General features: G+C 39.5%; 16 protein-coding genes. 2 read left to right on the top strand and 14 right to left on the bottom strand.

Going from position 1 to position 22,598, the window contains the following annotated elements; all coding sequences use genetic code 11:
- Nucleotides 1-7 precede the first annotated feature (7 nt).
- The 6 genes from B1F84_RS06265 to B1F84_RS06240 form a co-directional block, all read right to left on the bottom strand.
- Nucleotides 8-1,324 (bottom strand): sensor domain-containing diguanylate cyclase, encoded by a 1,317-nt coding sequence (locus B1F84_RS06265; RefSeq protein ID WP_131690893.1) that lies wholly within the window; start codon nucleotides 1,322-1,324, stop codon nucleotides 8-10.
- 190 nt (nucleotides 1,325-1,514) lie between these two features.
- Entirely contained in the window at nucleotides 1,515-2,684 is a 1,170-nt protein-coding gene (gene prpF / locus B1F84_RS06260; protein ID WP_131690892.1) for a 2-methylaconitate cis-trans isomerase PrpF, read from the bottom strand.
- 13 nt (nucleotides 2,685-2,697) lie between these two features.
- Nucleotides 2,698-5,307 carry a Fe/S-dependent 2-methylisocitrate dehydratase AcnD gene (gene acnD / locus B1F84_RS06255; RefSeq protein ID WP_131690891.1) on the bottom strand — a complete coding sequence of 870 codons (2,610 nt, stop codon included), beginning with the start codon at nucleotides 5,305-5,307 and terminating at the stop codon, nucleotides 2,698-2,700.
- 114 nt (nucleotides 5,308-5,421) lie between these two features.
- On the bottom strand, nucleotides 5,422-6,549 hold the full coding sequence (gene prpC / locus B1F84_RS06250; protein WP_131690890.1) for a 2-methylcitrate synthase: 1,128 nt from the start codon (nucleotides 6,547-6,549) through the stop codon (nucleotides 5,422-5,424).
- Between the two features lie 25 nt (nucleotides 6,550-6,574).
- Nucleotides 6,575-7,453, bottom strand: a complete 879-nt coding sequence (gene prpB / locus B1F84_RS06245) for a methylisocitrate lyase (protein WP_131690889.1) — start codon at nucleotides 7,451-7,453, stop codon at nucleotides 6,575-6,577.
- 70 nt (nucleotides 7,454-7,523) lie between these two features.
- On the bottom strand, nucleotides 7,524-8,240 hold the full coding sequence (locus B1F84_RS06240; RefSeq protein WP_131690888.1) for a GntR family transcriptional regulator: 717 nt from the start codon (nucleotides 8,238-8,240) through the stop codon (nucleotides 7,524-7,526).
- Between the two features lie 265 nt (nucleotides 8,241-8,505).
- Between B1F84_RS06240 and rsmF the strand changes: the two genes are divergently transcribed.
- A complete protein-coding gene (rsmF, locus tag B1F84_RS06235; protein ID WP_131691907.1) occupies nucleotides 8,506-9,945 on the top strand; it encodes a 16S rRNA (cytosine(1407)-C(5))-methyltransferase RsmF in 1,440 nt (479 codons plus the stop codon).
- A 1,393-nt stretch (nucleotides 9,946-11,338) separates the two neighbouring features.
- On the opposite strand, the gene B1F84_RS06230 is transcribed toward rsmF, so the two are convergent.
- The 8 genes from B1F84_RS06230 to B1F84_RS06195 form a co-directional block, all read right to left on the bottom strand.
- Entirely contained in the window at nucleotides 11,339-12,052 is a 714-nt protein-coding gene (locus tag B1F84_RS06230) for a VpsP family polysaccharide biosynthesis protein (protein ID WP_131690887.1), read from the bottom strand.
- Nucleotides 12,045-12,773 carry a CpsB/CapC family capsule biosynthesis tyrosine phosphatase gene (locus B1F84_RS06225; RefSeq protein WP_131690886.1) on the bottom strand — a complete coding sequence of 243 codons (729 nt, stop codon included), beginning with the start codon at nucleotides 12,771-12,773 and terminating at the stop codon, nucleotides 12,045-12,047. The genes B1F84_RS06230 and B1F84_RS06225 overlap by 8 nt, the downstream gene beginning before the upstream one ends.
- Nucleotides 12,774-12,785: 12 nt before the next feature.
- Nucleotides 12,786-14,993 carry a polysaccharide biosynthesis tyrosine autokinase gene (locus tag B1F84_RS06220; RefSeq protein ID WP_131690885.1) on the bottom strand — a complete coding sequence of 736 codons (2,208 nt, stop codon included), beginning with the start codon at nucleotides 14,991-14,993 and terminating at the stop codon, nucleotides 12,786-12,788.
- A gap of 24 nt (nucleotides 14,994-15,017) precedes the next feature.
- Nucleotides 15,018-15,539 carry a polysaccharide biosynthesis/export family protein gene (locus B1F84_RS06215; RefSeq protein ID WP_131690884.1) on the bottom strand — a complete coding sequence of 174 codons (522 nt, stop codon included), beginning with the start codon at nucleotides 15,537-15,539 and terminating at the stop codon, nucleotides 15,018-15,020.
- Entirely contained in the window at nucleotides 15,536-16,750 is a 1,215-nt protein-coding gene (locus tag B1F84_RS06210; protein ID WP_131690883.1) for an outer membrane beta-barrel protein, read from the bottom strand. The genes B1F84_RS06215 and B1F84_RS06210 overlap by 4 nt, the downstream gene beginning before the upstream one ends.
- The gene (locus B1F84_RS06205) at nucleotides 16,734-18,137 is read right to left on the bottom strand and encodes an undecaprenyl-phosphate glucose phosphotransferase (RefSeq protein ID WP_131690882.1); all 1,404 of its coding nucleotides are present in this window, start codon (nucleotides 18,135-18,137) and stop codon (nucleotides 16,734-16,736) included. The genes B1F84_RS06210 and B1F84_RS06205 overlap by 17 nt, the downstream gene beginning before the upstream one ends.
- A 190-nt stretch (nucleotides 18,138-18,327) precedes the next feature.
- Complete coding sequence (locus tag B1F84_RS06200; protein ID WP_240702017.1) at nucleotides 18,328-18,678, bottom strand: 3-phosphoshikimate 1-carboxyvinyltransferase; 351 nt, start codon at nucleotides 18,676-18,678, stop codon at nucleotides 18,328-18,330.
- A 158-nt stretch (nucleotides 18,679-18,836) separates the two neighbouring features.
- On the bottom strand, nucleotides 18,837-21,038 hold the full coding sequence (locus B1F84_RS06195; protein WP_131690880.1) for a choice-of-anchor A family protein: 2,202 nt from the start codon (nucleotides 21,036-21,038) through the stop codon (nucleotides 18,837-18,839).
- Nucleotides 21,039-21,393: 355 nt separating this feature from the next.
- On the opposite strand from B1F84_RS06195, the gene B1F84_RS06190 reads away from it, so the two are divergent.
- A complete protein-coding gene (locus B1F84_RS06190; RefSeq protein ID WP_131690879.1) occupies nucleotides 21,394-22,350 on the top strand; it encodes an acyltransferase family protein in 957 nt (318 codons plus the stop codon).
- Nucleotides 22,351-22,598 lie beyond the last annotated feature (248 nt).

The following is a 22,598-nucleotide window of genomic DNA, read 5'->3' as shown; positions in this document are numbered from 1 at the left end:
AATTGCCTTAGTCTGCTGTTTTTAGGTCTGTACCATATAGGCTTTCATTAAACACCACGGTTTGGTCACGGCCTATTTTCTTTGCTCTATAAAGTGCTTTATCAGCATTTTTTAATAAGCCTTGCAAAGTGCAGGACTCAGAGGTTAAGCTCGATACCCCGTTACTCACTGTGTAACTGACATACTGGCCACAGGGTAACTCAACCGGATTATCTTTTAAAAAATCCTGAAGCTTTGCTAATGTTTTAACTACAGTAGTAACACATTTATCCTGCGAAACAATGCAAAACTCCTCACCGCCCAAACGCGCTACAATGTCATTATTGTCCCAAAATGATTTGAACGTTTCAGCAATACTTTGTAAGACCAAGTCACCACCTTCATGGCCAAATTCATCGTTTATACGCTTAAAATGATCAATATCTATCATAGTTAGCGTTAAATGCTGTTCATTTTTAAAACAGGTATCAAGTGCAAGTGTACTCGATTCAATAAATCCTCTACGGTTAAGTAAATTTGTAAGAGGATCTTTAATCGTTAAGTCTTTTAACTGCGCTTGATACTGTTTCATTTTAGTAATATCACGCTCAATAGCCGCATAATAAGCCACTTCACCCAAGGCATTTTTTAGTGGAAAAATATTCATATCAATCCAATAAGGCTCACCTGACTTTTTGTAATTAAGTATTTGCTCTGACACTTGCTGTTTATTTTCTAGCGCATGCCTTATTTTATCTCGCGTTGTTTGCTGAGTTTGAGGGCCTTGTAAAATTCGTGGCGTTTTTCCTCTAACTTCATCTAAATGATACCCCGTTAATTTAGTGAAAGATTGGTTTGCATAAACAATTTTAGGTCCATTTTCAATGATTGGGTCAGCTTCAGTAACCAAAATAACATCATTAGCAAGTTCAACTATCTCTTTAAATGGGATCGTTTGTTTTTGATGGGTTATATCAATAAAGGTGGTCACTACCTCTGCGAGGTTATTATTCTCATCAAACTCTGGATAGGCGTTGCACAATACCCAGGTTATTTCTTCACATGAGCCATCACAAATACCTAGCTCAATATTACTGATCGGTTTTTTACTCTTAATAACTAAATTAACGGGATGATTATCAACACTGAGAGGTTTACGCAGTTCGTCAATTAGATTCCATTGACTATCAAAAACGTCATGCCCTAAAGCTTGCTTTTGTGTGATACGTAAAATACTTAATGCAGCAGGGTTTGCATAAACAATACTGCTATCAGGTGCGTGTACAACCACTCCTGTATGCAAGTTTTTGATTAATTTTTCTGCATTAAGCCTAGATAAATCCATTAACAACTCCGTAAACACGTACTTCTAATAAACAGCTATAAATGTGGGTGAGCGTTTTTAATATATGTGAATATTTACTGTTATAACAGAAAAAATTAACCTTTCTTCCTAGAAATATAAACCACAAAAAAAAGCTGATAACCGTTAAGTTATCAGCTCTGTGCTTTGTATGACTAAAATTAGTACTCGTTTAGTTAAAAGGTACTCTCACCACACCTTCCATTAGCACACGAGCGCTGCGGCTCATACTAGCTTTGCTAACCTGCCATTGGCCCTGTGTAACAACCGCCTCAGCACCCACTTTTAATGTGCCAGAAGGGTGACCAAAATTAACTTCATTAATGGCTCCGCCACCAGCGGCAGCATTAACTAAGGTGCCTTCTATCGCAGCCGCTGTACCAATAGCAACCGCGGCTGTGCCCATCATGGCATGATGTAACTTACCCATCGACATGGCACGAACCAATATACTTATATCGCTGGCATTGATGTGCTTACCACTTGAGGCTGTGTAGTCTTTTGCTGGAGCAACAAAAGCCACTTTAGGTGTATGTTGGCGTGCTTGCGCTTCATTAATATTATTAATTAAGCCCATTTTTACTGCCCCATGGGCACGAATGCTTTCAAGCATAGTTAACGCCGCATTATCGCTATTGATATCATCTTGCAGCTCTGTACCGGTGTAACCAATATCCGCTGCATTTACAAAAATAGTCGGAATACCTGCGTTGATCATGGTTGCTTTTAACGTGCCGACGCCTGGTACTTCTAAGTCATCTACCACATTGCCTGTTGGGAATAACGCGCCATCACCATCAGCAGGGTCAATAAATTCCAGCTTTACTTCAGCTGCAGGAAAGGTAACACCATCTAACTCAAAGTCACCGGTTTCTTGTACTTGACCGTTAATCATTGGTACATGCACTAAAATGCTTTTTTTAATGTTCGCCTGCCATACACGCACAATAGCAATACCATTATCAGGCACTCTGCTTTTATCAACTAAACCATTGCTAATGGCAAATGCGCCCACAGCAGAGGTTAAATTGCCGCAGTTACCACTCCAATCAACGAATGGCTTATCGATAGCAACTTGCCCAAATAAATAATCAACATCATGATCGGGCTGTTCACTTTTACTTAAAATAACCGTTTTACTGGTGCTTGATGTTGCGCCACCCATACCATCAGTTTGTTTACCATAAGGATCGGGGCTACCAATAACGCGCAGTAATAAGTTATCGCGCGCCTCACCTGCCACTTGGGCAGATGCGGGTAAATCGGTTAAATTAAAAAATACGCCTTTACTGGTGCCGCCACGCATGTATGTCGCTGGCACTTTAATTTGTGGTTTAAACATCTGTTTTATATCCTTATGATGCTTGCGTTGCTTCTAAAAAGTCTTGTGCAAAGCGTTGCAATACACCGCCTGCAGCATAAATAGAAAGCTCTTCTTGCGTATCTAATCGGCATTTCATTGGCACAGTGACTACTTCACCATTTTTACGGGTGATCACTAATTCTAAAGTTGCCCCTGGTGCTGGTTCGCCTTTTACATCATAGCTTTCGCTACCATCTAGGTTAAGTGTTTTGCGGGTTGTACCTGCAGCAAATTCCAGTGGTAGCACACCCATACCAATGAGATTAGTACGGTGAATACGCTCAAACCCTTCAGCTGCAATAACCTGAACACCAGCAAGCCTTACGCCTTTTGCCGCCCAATCGCGCGACGAACCTTGCCCATAATCGGCACCGGCAACAATAATAAGCGGTTGCTTACGTTGCATGTAGGTTTCGATGGCTTCCCACATACGCGTATTTTTACCCTCAGGCTCTATACGCGCATACGATCCTTGCTTCACTTCGCCGTTTTCATCCAATACCATTTCGTTCAATAGTTTAGGGTTTGCAAACGTGGCGCGCTGCGCAGTTAAGTGATCGCCTCGATGCGTTGCGTACGAGTTAAAGTCTTCCTCTGGCACGTTCATTTTAGTTAAGTATTCACCTGCAGCGCTACTTGCCATAATTGCATTAGAAGGTGATAAATGATCGGTTGTAATGTTATCGCCCAGTACTGCTAACGCGCGCATACCTGTCATACTGCGCTCACCTGCCAAAGCCCCTTCCCAGTAAGGTGGGCGGCGAATATAGGTACTTTCTGGACGCCAATCGTATAATGGGTCGTTATCTTCGCCGTAATCAACGGTTAAGTTAAACATTGGCTCGTATACTTTTCTAAACTGCTCAGGCTTAACACTTTGCTTGATCACTGCATCTATTTCTTCATCAGATGGCCATAAATCTTTTAAGGTTACATCGTTACCTTGCTGATCTTTACCGAGGATGTCTTTTTCTATATCAAAACGAATGGTACCGGCAATAGCATAAGCAACTACAAGCGGTGGAGACGCTAAAAATGCTTGCTTAGCATACGGATGAATACGACCATCAAAGTTACGATTGCCCGAAAGCACTGCCGTTGCGTATAAATCACGATCAATCACTTCTTGTTGAATTTTAGGGTCTAGTGCACCACTCATGCCGTTACAGGTAGTACAGGCAAAACCAACAATACCAAAACCAAGTTGTTCTAGTTCTGGTAATAATTTTGCATCCTCAAGGTACGATTGCACTGCTTTAGAGCCCGGTGCCAATGAGGTTTTAACCCAAGGTTTGCGCATTAAACCTTTTGCATTGGCGTTACGCGCTAATAAACCTGCAGCAATTACATTGCGCGGGTTACTGGTATTAGTACAGCTAGTAATAGCGGCAATAATACAGGCGCCATCGGGCATTAAGCCTTCTTCATTTTCAACAACACCCGAAATACCTTGCGCTGCTAAATCGCTAGTAGATACACGACGATGCGGATTGGAAGGCCCTGCAATGTTGCGCCCTACACTTGATAAATCAAATTTAAGTACACGATCGTAATGCGCTGTTTTTAAGCTGTCGCTCCATAGCCCTGCTGTTTTAGCGTAGTTTTCTACAAGGGCAATTTGCTCTTCATCACGACCTGTTAAACGCAAGTAATCTATTGTTTTATCGTCAATGTAGAACATAGCCGCGGTTGCGCCAAATTCTGGGGTCATATTCGAAATGGTTGCTCTATCACCAAGAGTTAATGCATCAGCCCCTTCACCGTAAAATTCGAGGTAAGTCGATACCACACGTTGCTCGCGTAAAAATTCGGTAATAGCCAATACAATATCGGTTGCAGTTATGCCCGGTTGGCGTTTACCGGTAAGCTCTACGCCTACAATATCGGGTAAACGAATGTACGATGCGCGTCCTAACATTACGCTTTCTGCTTCCAGGCCGCCCACGCCAACAGCAATAACACCTAATGCATCAACATGCGGTGTATGGCTGTCGGTACCTACTAGCGTGTCTGGGAATGCAATACCGTCACGGTTTTGAATTACTGGTGACATTTTTTCAAGGTTAATTTGATGCATGATGCCATTGCCCGGCGGGATCACATCAATATTTTTAAACGCAGTTTTAGTCCAGTTTATAAAATGAAAACGGTCATCGTTGCGTCGGTCTTCAATGGCGCGGTTTTTCTCAAATGCTTCAGGATCAAAGCCTGCATGCTCTACCGCTAACGAGTGATCGACAATTAATTGTGTTGGCACAACCGGATTTACTTTTGCAGGATCGCCACCTTTTGCAGCAATAGCGTCGCGCAGGCCCGCTAAATCAACTAAAGCGGTTTGCCCTAAAATATCGTGACATACAACGCGTGCCGGATACCACGGAAAGTCTAAATCCTGCTTGCGCTCAATAATTTGGCTAAGCGCATCGGTTAACATATCAGGTTCACAGCGGCGCACTAAGTTTTCGGCAAATACCCGCGAACTGTAAGGCAGTGTGGCGTAAGCGCCCGGTTTAATGGCATCTACCGCGGCTTGGGTATCGTAATAATCTACATTTGAGCCTGGTAATGGCTTACGGTATTGGGTGTTATTAATAATGGTCATAATAAATTCGCTAATTTGGTGACGGGGATGAACAAGGAAAAAGCGCTAAAATGAGTAATCATCAACGCTATAAACAATAAAAGGTGAGCTAGGCTCACCTTAAACGCTAACTAATTAGCCTCTTGATTCAATTGGCGTGTAGCTACGCGCATCTGGCCCTGTGTAATCAGCACTTGGGCGAATAATACGGTTATTTGCGCGCTGCTCTTTTACGTGAGCTGTCCAACCAGTTACACGGCTCATTACAAAGATAGGCGTAAACAACTTGGTAGGAATACCCATAAAGTGGTACGCCGATGCATGGAAAAAGTCAGCATTACAGAATAACTTCTTCTCACGCCACATAACTTCTTCGCAGCGAACAGACACTGGGTAAAGCACATCGTCACCCACTTCTGCGGCTAATTTTTCAGACCATTTTTTAATAATAACATTACGCGGATCCGACTCACGGTAAATAGCGTGACCAAAGCCCATAATTTTATCTTTACGCTCAAGCATGCCCATAAGCGCGTCTTCAGCTTGATCAGCACTGCTAAAGCTTTCAATCATATCCATGGCTGCTTCGTTTGCGCCACCATGCAGTGGGCCACGTAAGGTACCAATTGCACCAGTTACACAAGAATGGATATCAGAAAGCGTTGATGCACATACGCGACCGGTAAAGGTAGAGGCATTAAATTCATGCTCTGCGTACAAAATTAGTGATACATTCATCACTTGTGCAAATAATTCACTTGGCGCTTTATCGTGTAATAGCGTTAAAAAGTGTGCGCCTACTGAATCATCATCAGTTTGGGTTTCAATACGAACACCGTCATGAGTAAAACGATACCAGTAACAAATAATACTTGGGAAAATTGCCACCATGCGGTCAATCGCATCGTTTGCTTCGTTAAAGTCGTTTTCCATTTCAAGGTTACCTAACATAGAACAGCCTGTACGCATTACATCCATTGGGTGTGCGTCTTTAGGAATGTTCTCAAGCACTGTTTTTAGTGCCTCTGGTAAACCGCGTAAACTTTTAAGTTTAGCTTTGTACTCTGCCAGTTCGCTTGATGTTGGTAGCTCGCCGCGTGAAAGTAAAAACGACACTTCTTCAAACTGCGCTTTTTCAGCCAGTTCGCTAATGTCGTAACCACAGTAAGTTAAACCTGAGCCTGTTTGCCCTACTGTACATAATGCTGTTTGTCCTGCTACTTGGCCACGTAAGCCTGCGCCACCTAATGCTTTATCTACCATGATTTGTCTCCTGTTGAATTTTTTATTATTTGTCAGATTTTGCTGAAAAAAGGTTATCGAGCGTGTTTTCGTACGAGTGATAATCTAAAAAGTCGTAAAGCTCTGCACGCGTTTGCATGTTTTCAATTTGGCTTTGTTGCGACCCTTCATTCAAAATAGCCGAATACACATTAAGTGCCGCTTTATTCATTGCTCTAAAGGCACTCAATGGGTAAAGCACCATTTCTACACCCACATCGCTTAATTGCTCTTTGGTGTAAATAGGGGTTTGGCCAAACTCAGTAATGTTGGCTAAAATCGGCACATTAATCGCTTTGCTAAATGCTTGGTAATCAGCAAGGTCATGAACGGCTTCTGCAAAAATGGCATCGGCACCCGCTTCTACACAGGCAGCTGCACGGTCTATTGCTGCATTTAAGCCTTCTTTTTGAAATGCATCAGTACGCGCCATAATGTAAAAATCGCTATCGGTTTTAGCATCAACTGCGGCTTTAATACGATCTACCATTTCAGCTTGAGTAACTATTTCTTTATTAGGGCGATGGCCACAACGCTTTTGCGCTACTTGGTCTTCAATATGAAAACCAGCTGCACCTGCTTTAGTCATTTCTTTAACGGTGCGGGCAATATTAAACGCCCCGCCCCAACCTGTATCGGCATCCACTAACAAAGGTAAATCGCTAGCACCGGTAATACGGCGAATATCTTCAAGCACGTTATCAAGACTCGTCATACCTAAATCTGGCATACCAAATGAAGCATTAGCCACACCCGCACCCGATAAATAAATAGCCTGATGGCCCATTTTTTCAGCCATCATCGCGGTATAAGCGTTTATAGTACCCACAATCTGTAACGGGTGGTTATTTGCAATTGCCTGTTTAAATTTTAATCCTGCTGACATTACCTTCTCCTAACTTTGAACGGGGCTGCTCTTTGGCAGCTTAGTATTTTTTAAAAATGTTACATCTGTACTAGTTTGCCATTTCATTTTGAGTGGCTTGTACTGATTGTTGATATCCATCAAATTTTGTTTGTATATTCGCTTGAGAAGCACTGATATGGCGCTTCATTAGCATTTCGGCCAGCTCACCATCATGGTTTTCTATGGCGTTAATAATCGCTAAATGTTCGTCAAACGCTTTCGATACGCGTGGCCCAACCATGCCCATTTGCACACGGTACATTCTTATTAATTGGTACAGGTCGTGGCATAACAAATGAATTAAGTGAGCGTTTTTACTGCCTTTAATTATTCGATAATGAAAATCTAAGTCGCCGGCTTCTTGATAGTACGACTCACCTTCTTTAACACGCTGAGTGTGCAAATGCTGGTTGAGTAATTGTTTTAAGCCTTGAACTTCATCTGGTTCCATATTGTCGGCAGCTAACCTACATGCAAGTCCTTCAAGGGCACTACGCACTTGATACACTTCAATTAAACGTTCTGCGGTCAACGCCACAACGCGACAACCTATATTGGCTTTACGCTCAACCAAGTAACAGCTCTCTAAACGGTTTAATGCCTCTCTAAGGGTTGCACGGCTTACACCATAACGCTTTGCAAGCTCTGGCTCTGATATTTTACTGCCTTGTGCAATACTGCCTTCTACTATCTCGCGGCGCATATCTACAAACACTTTATCGGAAGCGGTTGTAACTGCGGTGTCGTTTAAAAAGTGCTGTGTCATAAAGTATTTTTATATTGTCGACAATTTATGGTTTAACTATGTGCTTTTTAACCTACAGTGTCAACCCTGAAAACACTAAAAATGAATAAAAAACCACCACATTGTCGACAGCATTAGCTAAAAGTATAATAAAAAATAGTATTTAAGCCGTTTTACTCAATAAGGTGTCGACACTTTTAAAGGGTTACTGTTTCATTTTTAACACTGAAAAAAATCGTCAAAAATGCTATTATCCGGCTTTAATTTTTATTGTATGAGCCAAATCGTGGACGCTAACACTTATATCCCAGAGCAATTTATAGACGACGTAAAAACTTATCTGCCTGATCACCTTACGTTAGATGATTTTTTAAATGCCTGTCGTCGACCTTTACGTAAGTCTGTTCGCGTTAATACATTAAAAATGAGTGTTGAAGAATTTAAACGCCACGCGGCTCAAAAAAATTGGCAACTCACTGCCATTCCATGGTGCGATGAAGGTTTTTGGCTAGAGCGCCCAAATGATGAAGAGCAAAATTTAGCGCTAGGTAATACCGACTTACATTTAAGCGGCGCTATGTACGTACAAGAGGCAAGCTCAATGTTGCCGCCAATGGCACTAAAACAAAGCCTAAAAACCAGTAACACAGTACTCGATATGGCCTCGGCACCAGGTTCTAAAACCTCACAACTGGCTGCGCTAATGAACAATCAAGGTGTTTTGGTTGCAAATGAGCTGTCGTCGTCGCGTTTAAAAGTGCTTAGTGCCACATTAAAGCGCATGGGTGTAGGTAACTGTGCGTTATCGCATTTTGATGGCGTTGTATTTGGTAATTACATGTTTGAATGCTTTGATAGTATTTTGCTTGATGCCCCCTGCTCGGGTGAAGGCACGGTTCGTAAAGACAGTGATGCACTAAAAAATTGGTCTATCGAATCAAACATTACTATTGCCCAAGTACAAAAAGATCTGATTAAAAGCGCATTTTATGCACTTAAACCTGGCGGTACACTGGTCTATTCAACCTGTACATTAACCCCACTCGAAAACCAACAAGTGTGTGATGCATTGCTGGAGGAATTTGGCGAATACATTACGCCAGAGCCTTTAAATGACCTTTTTCCTGGGGCCGAAAAGGCCACCACTGAGCAAGGTTATTTGCATGTATGGCCGCAAACCTTCGATAGTGAAGGCTTTTTTATTGCTAAATTTAAAAAGCACAGCAGCTGCGAAAACCAAAACATTAAAGTGAAAAAAGGGGCATTCCCGTTTAACCACTTTGACAGTAAACAGCAAGATGCGTTTATGAGCTCCCTCAAAAAGCAATTTGGTTTAACAAGCCTGCCAGGTACTTTAATGCAGCGCGACAAAGAGCTTTGGCTGTTCCCAAATGAATTTGAAGCGGTACAAAATAAAATAAAATACGCGCGGTTAGGTATTCAGGTAGGCGTTATTCATAAAAACGGCGTGCGCCTCGCTCACGAGTTTGCCACCGTATTTGGTAAGCAATGTAAAAGTAATGTACTGGAATTAACCAATCAACAAGCCAGCGATTACTTTAATGGCAAAGACATTCGTTTGGATGACGTTGTCAAGGCAACGGGTGAAGTAATATTAACTTTATGTGATTGCCCGATTGGCTTAGGTAAATGGCAAAAAAATAAGGTTAAAAACTCACTACCTCGGGATTTAGTGCAAAATACGCAGTTAATAAACTGGGAGTAAACCCTAACTTAAGTGTAATAAAGATGTGCATAACAATTGTAACCCACTGTAATTATTGCAGTATAAAAAACGAACAAAAGTATGTGTTTTTGAAGCTTTTGACTATACTTAAATAACTTTCTTCTTCTCCCTAAGAATCTGAAAGTGTCTTTAGTTAGCGCAGGGCTCACATATGAGCCCCTCTATAACCCAGAGTTCTTATAGCTCTGGGTCTTTTTTTGTCTAGGCGAAAGTTAACGGGCTGCGAGAGTCGGGTTACGAGCTTAGTCACTCACCCAGCCCTATTATTACAATAAGAACTTAGTGATTTATTTACCACAGAGGATAGGAGAAAACAGAGGAAGTGATTAAAGACAAAGATTAAAGAACTGTTGTTAGTTATTAGATTTTCGCAATTAAAGCTCTTTCTCTGTGCAGCGCGAAGCGCCTCGGTGCTCTCTGTGGTTCAAAAAAAGGTTTTAGGAGATAGCTAACGGGTTACGGGGATCGGACAACCGGACCTGAGCATTACAATAAGCTCTTAAAGATTTATTTACGACAGAGGATAGGAGAAAACATAGAAAGTAATTAAAGACAAAGATTAAAGAACTGTTGTTAGTAATTAGATTTCCAAAATTGAAGCTCTTTCTCTGTGCAGCGCGAAGGGCCTCGGTGTTCTCTGTGGTTCAAAAAAGGTTAAAGTCGAGAGTTAACGGGTTGTGGGGATCGGACAACCGGACCTGGGCATTACAATAAGCTCTTAAAGATTTATTTACCACAGAGGATAGGAGCACACAGAGAAAGTGATTAAAGACAAAGGTTAAAGAACTGTTCTTAGTTATTAGATTTCCAAAATTGAAGCTCTTTCTCTGTGCAGCGCGAAGCGCCTCGGTGCTCTCTGTGGTTCAAAAAAAGGTTAGAGTTCAGAGTAAACGAGCTGCAGGGGCTGGTTTACTAACTTAATCTCGCAACCCGCCGCGAGCTTTACAATAAGATCTTGGTGATTTATTTACCACAGAGGATAGGAGCACACAGAGAAAGTGATTAAAGAAAAAGGTTAAAGAATTGTTGTTAGTTATTGGATTTCCAAAATTGAAGCTTTTTCTCTGTCCAGCGCGAAGAGCCTCGGTGTTCTCTGTGGTTCAAAAAAGGTTAAAGTCGAGAGTTAACGGGTTGCGGGGATCGGACAACCGGACCTGGGGCCACAGAGGATAGGAAAAAACAGAGAAAGTAATTAAAGACAAAGGTTAAAGAACTGTTGTTAATTATTAGATTTTCGCAATTGAAGCTTTCCCTCTGTGCAGCAAAAAGCGCCTCGCTGTTCTCTGTGGTTCAAAAAAAGTTAAAGTTCAGAGTAAACGAGCTGCGAGGCTCAAGGCCCGAAACCCGTTACTCGAAGCCCGTGGCTCGTGTTTTAACCACAGTATTTATTAAACATCCAACTGCCTCTAACCGCCTCATAATGAGAACCAAATTGAAGCGATAAACACACTATTGGCAAGCGATTCATTTGCTCAGCCATACTAAATACATCATAAAATTTATAACCATATTTAGAAGCTAATTTTAGTTCGTTCACATAAAGGGCTTTGTAGGTGGGTGATAGATCATGCCAATGCATTAACGCAATTTGAATAATAGCTAAGTGAACATCTAACTTATACGGGCCAACTTTTTTAGCTTGCTGAATATAATTATATACCCGCTCGGTAGGCCCCTCTTGATAACTTACTACTTGTGCCAAACTTATCCAAGTTAGCGCCCAAGCTTGCCTTAACTCAACCGACTTTAACAACGCTTGCTCAGCTTGTTTATATACTTGCTGAGTATGTTCGGCTTGCTCGCTTGATGTTGTATCAGTGCCGGTTAAACCTAACATTTTTATATGGGCTAAAAAATGCCAATAATGAGGATGATCAGGATCCATATTGGTAGCCAATGTAATCGCATTCTCTGCGGCTTGAAGCGATGAACCAGATAAAGCACCATCCGACTCTTGCACTATATTAAGTGCATTAAAGTACCACGCATTAGCGCGCATACTTTGCATACTCATATAAACGATTACAAGCACTACCATAGTTAAAGTAACAGCAGGCACTACCTTTAACATGTTTAATTTAGCCATTAAATAAGCACTCAGTTAGCTGCAGCGGGTTAGTTACAAAAAGGGTTGTGGCCTGCTCTTCACCTATTAACTGCGAAACTGTTTTTCTAGCTTGGCTTAAAATAGGCGGTCGGCGCTTTATTGAGTGAGCATCAGAGGCAACATAGTTCACTAACCCATCTTTTAGCATTTGTAACGCTATCGTTTGTGCGCTTTCGCCCCACTCGCCTTCAATACTCGATGCCGTTAGCTGAAAATCACAGCCTAATTGGTTTAAGTGTTGAATATAATAAAGGTTTGACTGAATATCGCGATTACGCTCTGGGTGCGGAATAATAACGCGTATATTTTGTTTAGCGAGCCACTGAATAAACTTATCGTAACCTTGCGGCATGTGTGAATGCGGTAGCTCTAATAACAACACGTTTTTGTCTGCTATTTTACCAATAAAAGGCAGTTTATTAGCCATCACCATTGCCATAAGCTCTACGTCTAAACGTACTTCAGCAGCAGCAGCTAATTTAACATTAATACCTTCTTTATCCGCCTGTAGCTTTAAACTTTCTAAATCGTTTTGTATTTGAGCAGTCGCATTGTTAAAGCGACCCACATGTATATGTGGCGTTGCCACCATGTGAGTAACGCCATCGTTTTCAGCCAATTTTAAAAGCGCTAAAGATTCAGTTAAATCTTTAGCGCCATCATCAATACCCGGCAATATATGCGTATGAATATCAATCATAAATTAACTTAATTACACTTGAGGCTTTGCAGGTTGCTGTGAGTAATCGTAATAATCATAGTAACCATGACTATGCTCATCTTTAGATTTGCTCATATCTACCTGGTTAAGTACCACACCAGCAACATGGGCTTTTACTTCAAATAAACGCTCAAGGCCGGCTGTAATTGGTTTAATACGGGTTATGTCAGATTTAACAACATATACTACCGAATCAACACTTTGTGCGATTACCAATGCATCGCTCACTGCTTGTGTAGGCGGTGTATCAACAATAATGTGATCGTACTGCGTTTTTAACTCGCTAAGTAACTCAGCAAAGCGTGGGTTTGATAAAAGCTCAAGCGGATTCGACGGTATTTGCCCGCTTGGCATAATAGTGACACCCGATTGCGTATCAACATGTACACACTCAGTTAGTTGCTCAGTACCTATCATTAAATTACTTAAACCAGGGTGAAATACCGGTATATCAAAACGTTTAGCTAACGTTGGTTTACGTAAATCGGCATCAATTAGTAATACCTTGCCCATTTGTGCCAACGACATCGCTAAATTAGCAGAGGTGGTGGTTTTACCCTCTCCTGGTGAGGTAGAGGTAACCGCAATAACTTGATGCGCTCTATCTAATTGAGTTAGCAATAAACTAGTGCGTAAGGTACGTACCGACTCAGCAAAGCGACGATAGGTATCTTCTAAATAAGCATGTATCGGGAAAAAGCTCTTTTTAGGCACTACAACATGCGGTAATAATCCTAACATGCGCTGTGCGAGTTTATTTTCGACATCGTTTTTGTTTTTAACTGTGTCATTTAAGGCATCAAAAACAAAGGTCATTACCACTGCAAACCCAAAACTAGCCACAAAGGCTAAAATAACAATTAACTTTTTGTTAGGTTTACTAGGGTTCCTTGGTGCATAAGCACGATCTGTAAAGCGTGCAGCTGCAGAGCTAAAATCACTGGTTACTTCGGTTTCTTTAGAGCGAGATAAAAAGGTATTAAAAATATTACGGTTTGTTTCTACTTCACGCTTTAGTTGGTTATATTGGGTTTCTTTACGGGTGATGTCTTGATACTCAGCACGAATTTTAGCTAAATCACGTTCAAGCGCATTTACAGTACGAGTTGTTCTGTTCAGCTCCTTTTCAATACCGGTAATTAACCCTTTAATTTGCTTGTTGAGGTTAGTTTTAACCGTGGCAAGCTCAGATTTAGCTGAAATCATTTTAGGATGTTTAGAACCATAAACCTCGCCCAGCTCACTTACCTTTCGTTCAACCAGTACAACTTCACGTTTAACGTCTTGTATTACGCGGTGTGAGGTAATTTCAGGCATGCTACCCAATAGCTCTATGTTATCGTTGCCATATTCGCTAATAACACGGTTAATGCTTTCTAGGTTATTTTTAGTCGCTCGCGCATCTACTAGCTGCTTTGAGGTTTGCTCCAGCTCTTGGGTAACAAGCCCTGCTATACCTTCTATATCAACCAATTTTTGCTCTTCTCGGTAAGCTTGTAAACGCACTTCTGAGCTATCTAGTTGTATACGTAGTTCAGATAAACGGGTGTTTAACCAACTCGATGCCTGCTGGGTAATACCCATTTTAGCGCGCATTTGGCTTTCTATGTAAACCTCGCCTACTGTATTAGCTACCAATGCTGCAAGCTTAGGGTCGCTCGACTCAAAACTTACACGCACTAATTGCGTTTTCATTATAGGAGACACACTCAAACGTGACTTGAATGCAGCAAGCAAACCTAACATCTCGCGCTCTGCTTGCTCTTCTTCGCTAAGATCAGAACTTTCTTTTTTATTTAAAAAGGGCAAAAGCTGCTTAATCATGCCTTTTAGCTCACCGGTGAGTGACGGTTTAGCAATAAAATCGGGATGATCTTTTAAATTGAGTTTAGTAATTACCTCACGGGCAATACTGTTTGACTTAATGACTTCAAACTGGGTTAAGTAATATTCTTTTTTTGTAGAGTCTAAGCCATATATTTCATCAAAGCTTACCGCTTTGGTTTGTTCCGACTCAATCAATAAAGTGGCTTTAGCGGTATACTTGGGCACTAACGTTAATGCAACCATTATAGTAAGCAAGGTAACTACAATTGCAAAACCTAAAATTTTCCATTTACTTTGCTTAATAACATTAAGATAAGCACCTAAATCAATAACTTCCTCGTTGTTGTTAGGTTTTTCAGAGTGTGTATTCATTTTTTAATTACTGCCTTAAACTGCTTAAAACAAGCGCTGTTCTATTTTTATGGTGTCACCCGCTGCAATTTGGCTGTTTAAACTACCCTTTTGTTGCTGCTGTTTGGTTTGCTCTTTAAAAATATAAATTTTATCAACCGAAGCACGCTCGGTTAATCCACCGGCTAATGCTATTGCTTGGTTCACCGTCATAGCGGGTTGATAAGGGTAAGCCCCAGGCTCTTTAACTTCACCATGTATATAAAATGGGCGATATTCGACTACTTGCGCATACACATTAGGGTTTACTAAATAATCAGGCTGTAAGCCTTCGCTTATGGTTTGCTCAACTTGCGAAACACTTAAACCCACTAGTTTAACTTTACCTAAAAATGGGTAATTAATTTCACCGCTATTGCCAAGCAGTGAGGTTACATCTAAATCAGGCTGACCAAATACTTTTATTTCTATTTTATCACCGGCCCCTAAAATGTAGTTTTGCGAATCATTGGCAAAACTACAAAAGCTCAATATAAATATTAAAGCTATTAAAATTTTAACCTTCATTTATTACTCTTTAATGCAAATGTAAAATTAAGGCCGACTATTACACGGTCAAACTCAATATCCGCCCTAGTAGAATCACGGTCTATAAAGTCTACATAACCACTAACCATGCCAAAATTTGTGGCTAAATAATTTAAGCCTAAGCGAGCATTTTTAACTTTGTCTTTTCGATTAAAGTTACCCGAGTACTTTTGATCTATGTAATTAGCACTTACTACCGAGCTTAAATAGTCGCTCCATTCATGTTGCCACGTAGCACCATAAACACTCTCGCGAATGTAATCGCCTTCTAATAAAGGGTCTTTAGCGGCACGGCTAGTAACCAGTTGTAACGTTGTATAGGTTAATGGCTTCCAAACAGCAGCAGCTTCCCAGCTTAAACCGCTAAAGTTATCACGTAGGTTTGACTCAAAATCTTTATTTTGATAACCCACTTTAAACGAGCCAGTAGTAATGGCAGTGGCTTCCCACTCCATACCTAATAATACTTTTACGTCATCTGAGTCACGGGTAATTCCATTTGAGTCAATTACATCATAATGGTAGTTTTCTTGCTTTACTTCTAAAAATGCCCGCGTGCCTGCTTGAGTATTATAATAACCAATAATACCTAGCATCGGCTTATCGTAATCTCGGAATTGCGAGATTGCCGTAAAGTTTTGATAATTTTTATTATAGTAACCCGTTATTAAAGCAAGCTGCGCCTTTGAACTTAATGCGCCGTATTCGTAACGAGCGTTTAAACTTTGCTGCTGATAATGCACCAGCTCATTTATGGCACTGCCTTGGCCTTCGGTTAAGCCTGCACCGCGCGGCTCATATAGCCAGTCACTATCGCCTATTACATCAAGGCGGTGTTGACTGGTAAACTCTTTATGTACACCTGCCCCAATATTAACCTGTGTAAAGTTATCGGTGGTGTCTTTATTATGAAACGACGTGCTTGAGGCAATATCAAATTTATAGCTGTCTGGGCCATCTTCAATTAATGTATTTAAACTTGGCGCTACATTCCATATTAAACGTGACTGAGTGGCCGACGGTGTCATAAAAAAGTTGTCGTTGCTGCTTACGCCTAGCTGTAGCGTAGGTGTAACCTCAGCGCCATCTTTGGTAATAATACTACCTACGGGTAGCTCAACAGCAACAACAGGAGCAGAGAGCCCTAATGCTACAACTAAAGATGTAATTTTATTAGTATGCATTTTCACTTTTAAATCCCTTAAAAATTGTCATAAAAATTATTTTAACATCAAACCATAAAGACCAATGTTTAATGTAATGTAAGTCGTATTCAACTCGCTTGGCCATTTTATCGAGAGTATCGGTTTCGCCGCGCCAGCCGTTAATTTGTGCCCAACCAGTAATACCCGGTTTGGTTTTATGCCTAAACATATAAAACTCTACTTTTTTTCGGTATTCTTCGTTGTGGGCAACCGCATGCGGCCTTGGCCCAACAATAGACATATCGCCTTTTAAAACATTGATAAATTGTGGCAGTTCATCGAGGCTAGTACGGCGTAAAAAACCACCTAATGGGGTAATACGTGCATCGTTTTTTGTGGCCTGAGTTACCACATCGCTGTTTTCGGTTACCGTCATCGAGCGGAACTTCCACACTTTTATTTTTCGGCCATCTAAGCCATAGCGGTCTTGCTTAAAAATAATAGGCCCTTTAGATGTCAGCTTTATTGCGGCAGCAATCGTTAGTAGTAAGGGGGTAATTAAAGTAACAATAATAGCTGAAACTACTATATCTTCAGTGCGTTTTATAAATTCGTGAGCACCAATACAAGGCGCCTCAAACACGCTTAGCGTGTCTACATCGCCCACATGTTCAATACGAGCATGTATTAAGTTTGAGAGTAAAAAATCGGGCACTATATGCACATCTACGGTAGTATCGCCTAGCTGTAATAAAATATCGGCTATACGTTTTTGTGCTTTCATAGGCAATGCAATGTAAAGTATGTCTATTTCGCCGTTGCGCGCAGCATCTACCGCACTTTGAATACGACCCTCAATACCTTGTTGCTCAAGTTGTTCAAACAGGCGTTCAGGGTTTCTGTCGTCGTAAAAGCCTTTAAAGTTAAATCCTAATTCGTCGTGTTTTGTAATTTCAGCATGTAAATAGGCAGCAGATTCGGTAGCACCAATAATGGCAACATTACGTTGCGATAAGCCTAATTTCCGGCGATTGCGCTTGTACAAATACACACCCAAACGCCAGATATATAAATATACTACGCTTAAAATAAACCAAATGGTTATACCTACACGAGAAAGCGACTCGGTAAATTTAAATAAAAAAGAAACAACCAATAAAAATGCAAAAGCAATCACCACACTACCCCAAGCACACATCACCATGCTTTTAAACTTACCTGCCCGCCAAGAGCGATAAGTTGAGAAAACCTCGGCACTGTACAAGTAACTCAATGCAACGGTTAGCGCTGAAGCGGCATAAATAGGGGTAAGTTTAAAATTGTAAAGAAGGGCTGCGCACTGAAACGCTAAAAATAACGCAAATATATCAAACAATCGGTAAAAATTGGCATCAGAGGAACCTGAGGGTTTAAAAGTCCTTGGATATGTCATTTCGCTTAATTCCTTATAGCTAATTCAGTGTGAGTAACGCCCCACAAAATCCACGGGGATAATATAGTATTAGCCAATTTTGTTCAATTACTGATTCCGACAAAAGTACTAAAATTCATGTTTATAACTTTTGAGCTAACTCTTGTTTTGTTCATTAAGTATCAAAAAAATACTCACATTTTATTTAGGTTTAATTAAATAACCCTTTAAACCAACTCCAAATCCCAAACGAATAACCTGAAAAAATATCAATTCCCAATGCCGATTTAAGTAAATATAAAACCAGCAATATAAACAAAATAATAAAAGTAACCGTCGTACTTAAAATAAGCGCTTGAGTAAAGCTTGCTATTTTTTGCTCTTTTATGCTTAATTCACGCCTGTTTCGCCCTGCTAAAAAAACATAGTAATAACGGTATTTAAAAAACTTAACTACACCTCTACAATCAATAGCATGATTACCCCACTGCCTAGCGCCAATAGCTACTTTTAAATGCGCTAACTGTTCATCGGTAAACGTAGTTTGAATGTTTTTAGGCATTCTCTCCAGTAAACTTCTAATAGCGGGGTCTTGCTGTAAGTTCGACAAAAAAACCTCAAATTCAACGTGATTACTAATTGCCAATTATTTTAAACAACTATTTAATAATAAAAAGCCAATTAAAACTTAATTGGCTTTTTATTTGCTAAAAGTACTTTTTATTTTAACGTACTAGAGCGATAAGTATTGTTATTTAACCAGCTTGGCAACTCTACCGTAGGTACTGTGCCATCTTGGTTAATGTTTGTTTGGTGGTACGAGTGCTGGTTCCAAATACGAGTTGCATTTTTCCAAGGTTTACTGCTATCGGCTGTACCATACACAGTTACACCATTGTTAATACTATAGCGACTATCGTAATTATTAGATACAGTAATCAGCTCAGCATTATTATCACCTTCGAGGTCAACGACTATAGGGTATTCCCAAAGTGTAGCTGATGAATTTGGAATGCTTGATAACATTTCACCGTTGATACTATTTAAAACTCTTACTTTATAGTGATCCTGAACAATTACTTCATCAATGCCATCACCATTAAAGTCATATGCATTTACTCCAATTTTACCGCTAAACTCATCATCATTAACTACTGACCATACAAGCTCACCATTGGCATTATACATATCAACTGAAAGATAACCTGAATAAACAATTCCTATTTTACCACCTTCAAAGAAAGATGAGATAGATTGAACACCTCCACCAATATTATCTAAGTTGGACAACTCCCACTTAATGTTACCGTCAGACTCAAATAACGTTAGACTATTTCTAGAAGTATTATAATTTGGTATCGAAACTAGAATCTCTGGCTCATCATCTTCATCGAAATTTCCAACAGATGAGAACCAAGATCTAAAGTAGGTTCCAAATGACCACAATGGCACTCCGTTTATATCAAGAACACTTCTATCAGCAACAACTTCTTGGTAACCATCATCATTAATATCAACCGCTATAGGGCTAGGGGTCCATAGATAAGAATATAAAAGATCTCCATTGATGCTGTAAACACCATCACCTGCTAAAATATCAATTTGCCCATCATTGTTAACATCAGATAAAGCAACATTACTTTTAATCAAATTAGCTGTTTTCTTTTCAATTAACTTGATTAATTCGCCTTTATAATTAACTATTTTAATTGAGTTTGATAACGTATCGGTAGCTATGATTTCAACAATTCCGTCGTTATCAATATCTGCAACGGCGCTTGTATAACCTGCATCTACAGAAATAGCTCCTGTTGAATATGACCATAACTCAGTACCATTTTTACCGTTTAGAGCTCTGAGGATACCAGCCTCAGTATTTCTTATAAAAGAAGATATCAAAACATCTGCAACATCGTTATTGTCAATAATACCATCGCCATTATCATCATTTAATTGCGCAGTAACTGGCGCAGTTATAACTTGATTTGACTCAGGCAAGAAGTCACTTGTATTCCATTGCCACTTTTGTTGCATTCTAAATGGGGCGATTGGCTTTGCAACTGATGGTAAATCACCATTAAATTCGCCACCCAACAATGCCATAGAGCCATAAAAACTTTGACCAACAATTGGCATTTTAGCGGTACCGTAAACACCTCTAATATCAGCATGTGGTGCTAATATTACACCTTGCCAACGGTTGCCTTTAATATCGAGCTTTTGTGCATTAGCGAAGTTAAATACGGTTTTACTTGCATGGTGGCGTAAGCGCCAAAAACTTTTACCTTTTACATTTACATTATCATCGCCCGTAATATTAAAAATTACTGTTGCATCAGCAGGAATACCCCATACTTTAAAAGTATGCGCTTTGGCAAAATCACGAGCATCTAAATTAAATACTTGCCTATCTGAACTGCCATCACCTTGTAAATACAGGCCGCCCCATTTACGATAAACTGTACCTGTTTCGTCTAGTTCAGTGAGTTCTGAGCTTAAATCTTTGTAGTATTGTTCTTGCTCATCAAAGTTAAATGGCAGTGCCGATAGATCTTGGTTAGATAGGATTTTAGAACCCCACTCCATACCCCAGCGAACACTCCAGTGAATATCAGTACCACCACCGGCTATCATACTGCCTACGTATTGGCGACCGTATTTAAAATCGATGGTAGATTCACTAATTAGGTAATATTCTTCTGGGCTGTAAGGGCGAGTGTAACCTACGCTATAGCCTTTAAGGTCAATTTCACCTGCAGCAATAGCACCATCTGCACGGCCAAAATTCGATTTGAAATCTTCAAAAACAAATGCTGAAAAATTATTGGCTACGCCTAAGTCTGAAGCTAGTGTTGTAGAACTAGCTAAAGTAAGCGCGATCACTGCGCTTAGCTTTTTAAGTTTTAGTAATGAATTTGTCATTTTATCCCTCGAAAATGAAAAGTGCATCGTAGGCACCAAATTTTAGTCATTTGTATAATGAAAATTAGTTTTCACTAGATATCTTGAGATTATTATATATACAAACGAAACCAAAAGGAATAAAAAACACTACGAAAGTACCAATTATTATAGATTTAAAAAAGGATAAAACTTAAAATCAGTAACTTATATTAAAATAAAAGATATAGAAAGAGAGGGAGTAACACTAAATGACCATAAAATGTTAACAAATGGTTAACCTTTAAGTTGTTTTATATTTTTATTTATTAAGTAGTATTTGCTAATTATTAATTGTAAAGTGAAAATAATATTAGAGTTTACAAGGAATAGTTACTTGAAAAGAAATATATCTCTTGACATACTTAAACTGGCGATGGCACTTATGGTTTTAGGCTTACACGCTGGTTTTTTAAGTGACTATAGTAAGTCAGCAGAATTTTTATTTGTAAATGGTGTATTCAGGATCGCCGTACCTATTTTTTTCATTATAAATGGTTATTATTTTTATTCTTCGTTAGTCAATAATACTCAGGTAACTTGGTTAAAAAAAATTACTATCCTTTACTTGGTATGGATGGCTTTTTATGCGCCCATCTGGTTTGTAATACCTTATTTAAAATCGGAACCAATTGCTAATATACTCATAACTTCAATCATAGGGTACCATCACCTTTGGTATATATCGGGCCTTGTCGGTGCGGCTTTGCTTTTGATGCTTTTAAAAAACATTCATACTCTGCCCATGTTCGGATTAATTGTATTAACTTTTCTCATTGGTGTCATAATTCAATACAGTGGTAATTATCACATATTTAAGAACTCGAACATTGATGAAATTTTAAACACAACTTGGATCCATCGTAATTTTATTTTTCTATCATTTCCTTTTTTCTGTACTGGTTTCTTAATAAATAAACATTCACTTGACAACCTTTATTCGAATACGCACATTATCATTGGTATTATTTTTGGCATTATACTTTTGATTATAGAGTCTTTTATTAACCTTAATGCATCTGGTAGCGATGATGCTTTTGATAACTACCTATCTCTTATGTTTATATGCCCTCTAATTTTTATTTATTTTCAAAAAAAATATACGGAAGGTAAAACAAAAAGCATAGCCTTATATTCATCAGCTATATACTTTATACACTCCTTTGTATTGTCTTCATTACGGTACATTACAGACTTTAAAGGTACAGCAATGACAATAGTGGCTATAGTTATATCTGTATTCATTTCCTTTTACATAATAAAGTTGAATAGGATAATAAAGATCATCTTATGATAAACTTAAAAATAGTATTCGATTTGATTTGATTACTCTCTCTGCTAGAGTAGTTGAAATGTATGATATTAACCGTCATGTCAATGGTTTAAATATGAAACTTTATTCAACACAGAAGGTTTTTTGGGCGTTTTACTTTTTGTCGCTTCATTTTTACTTAATCCACTAAGTTACAAAGCAAACCCCACGATTAAACCACACTTAAATTAAACAAATTTCAACACTGGAAGTTCAACTGACACTAGATT

This window comes from Pseudoalteromonas sp. DL-6 (genome assembly GCF_004328665.1).
Classification (GTDB): domain Bacteria; phylum Pseudomonadota; class Gammaproteobacteria; order Enterobacterales; family Alteromonadaceae; genus Pseudoalteromonas.
The sequence above is the reverse complement of the archived record's forward strand: the minus strand, read 5'-3'. Positions and strand labels throughout refer to the sequence as shown.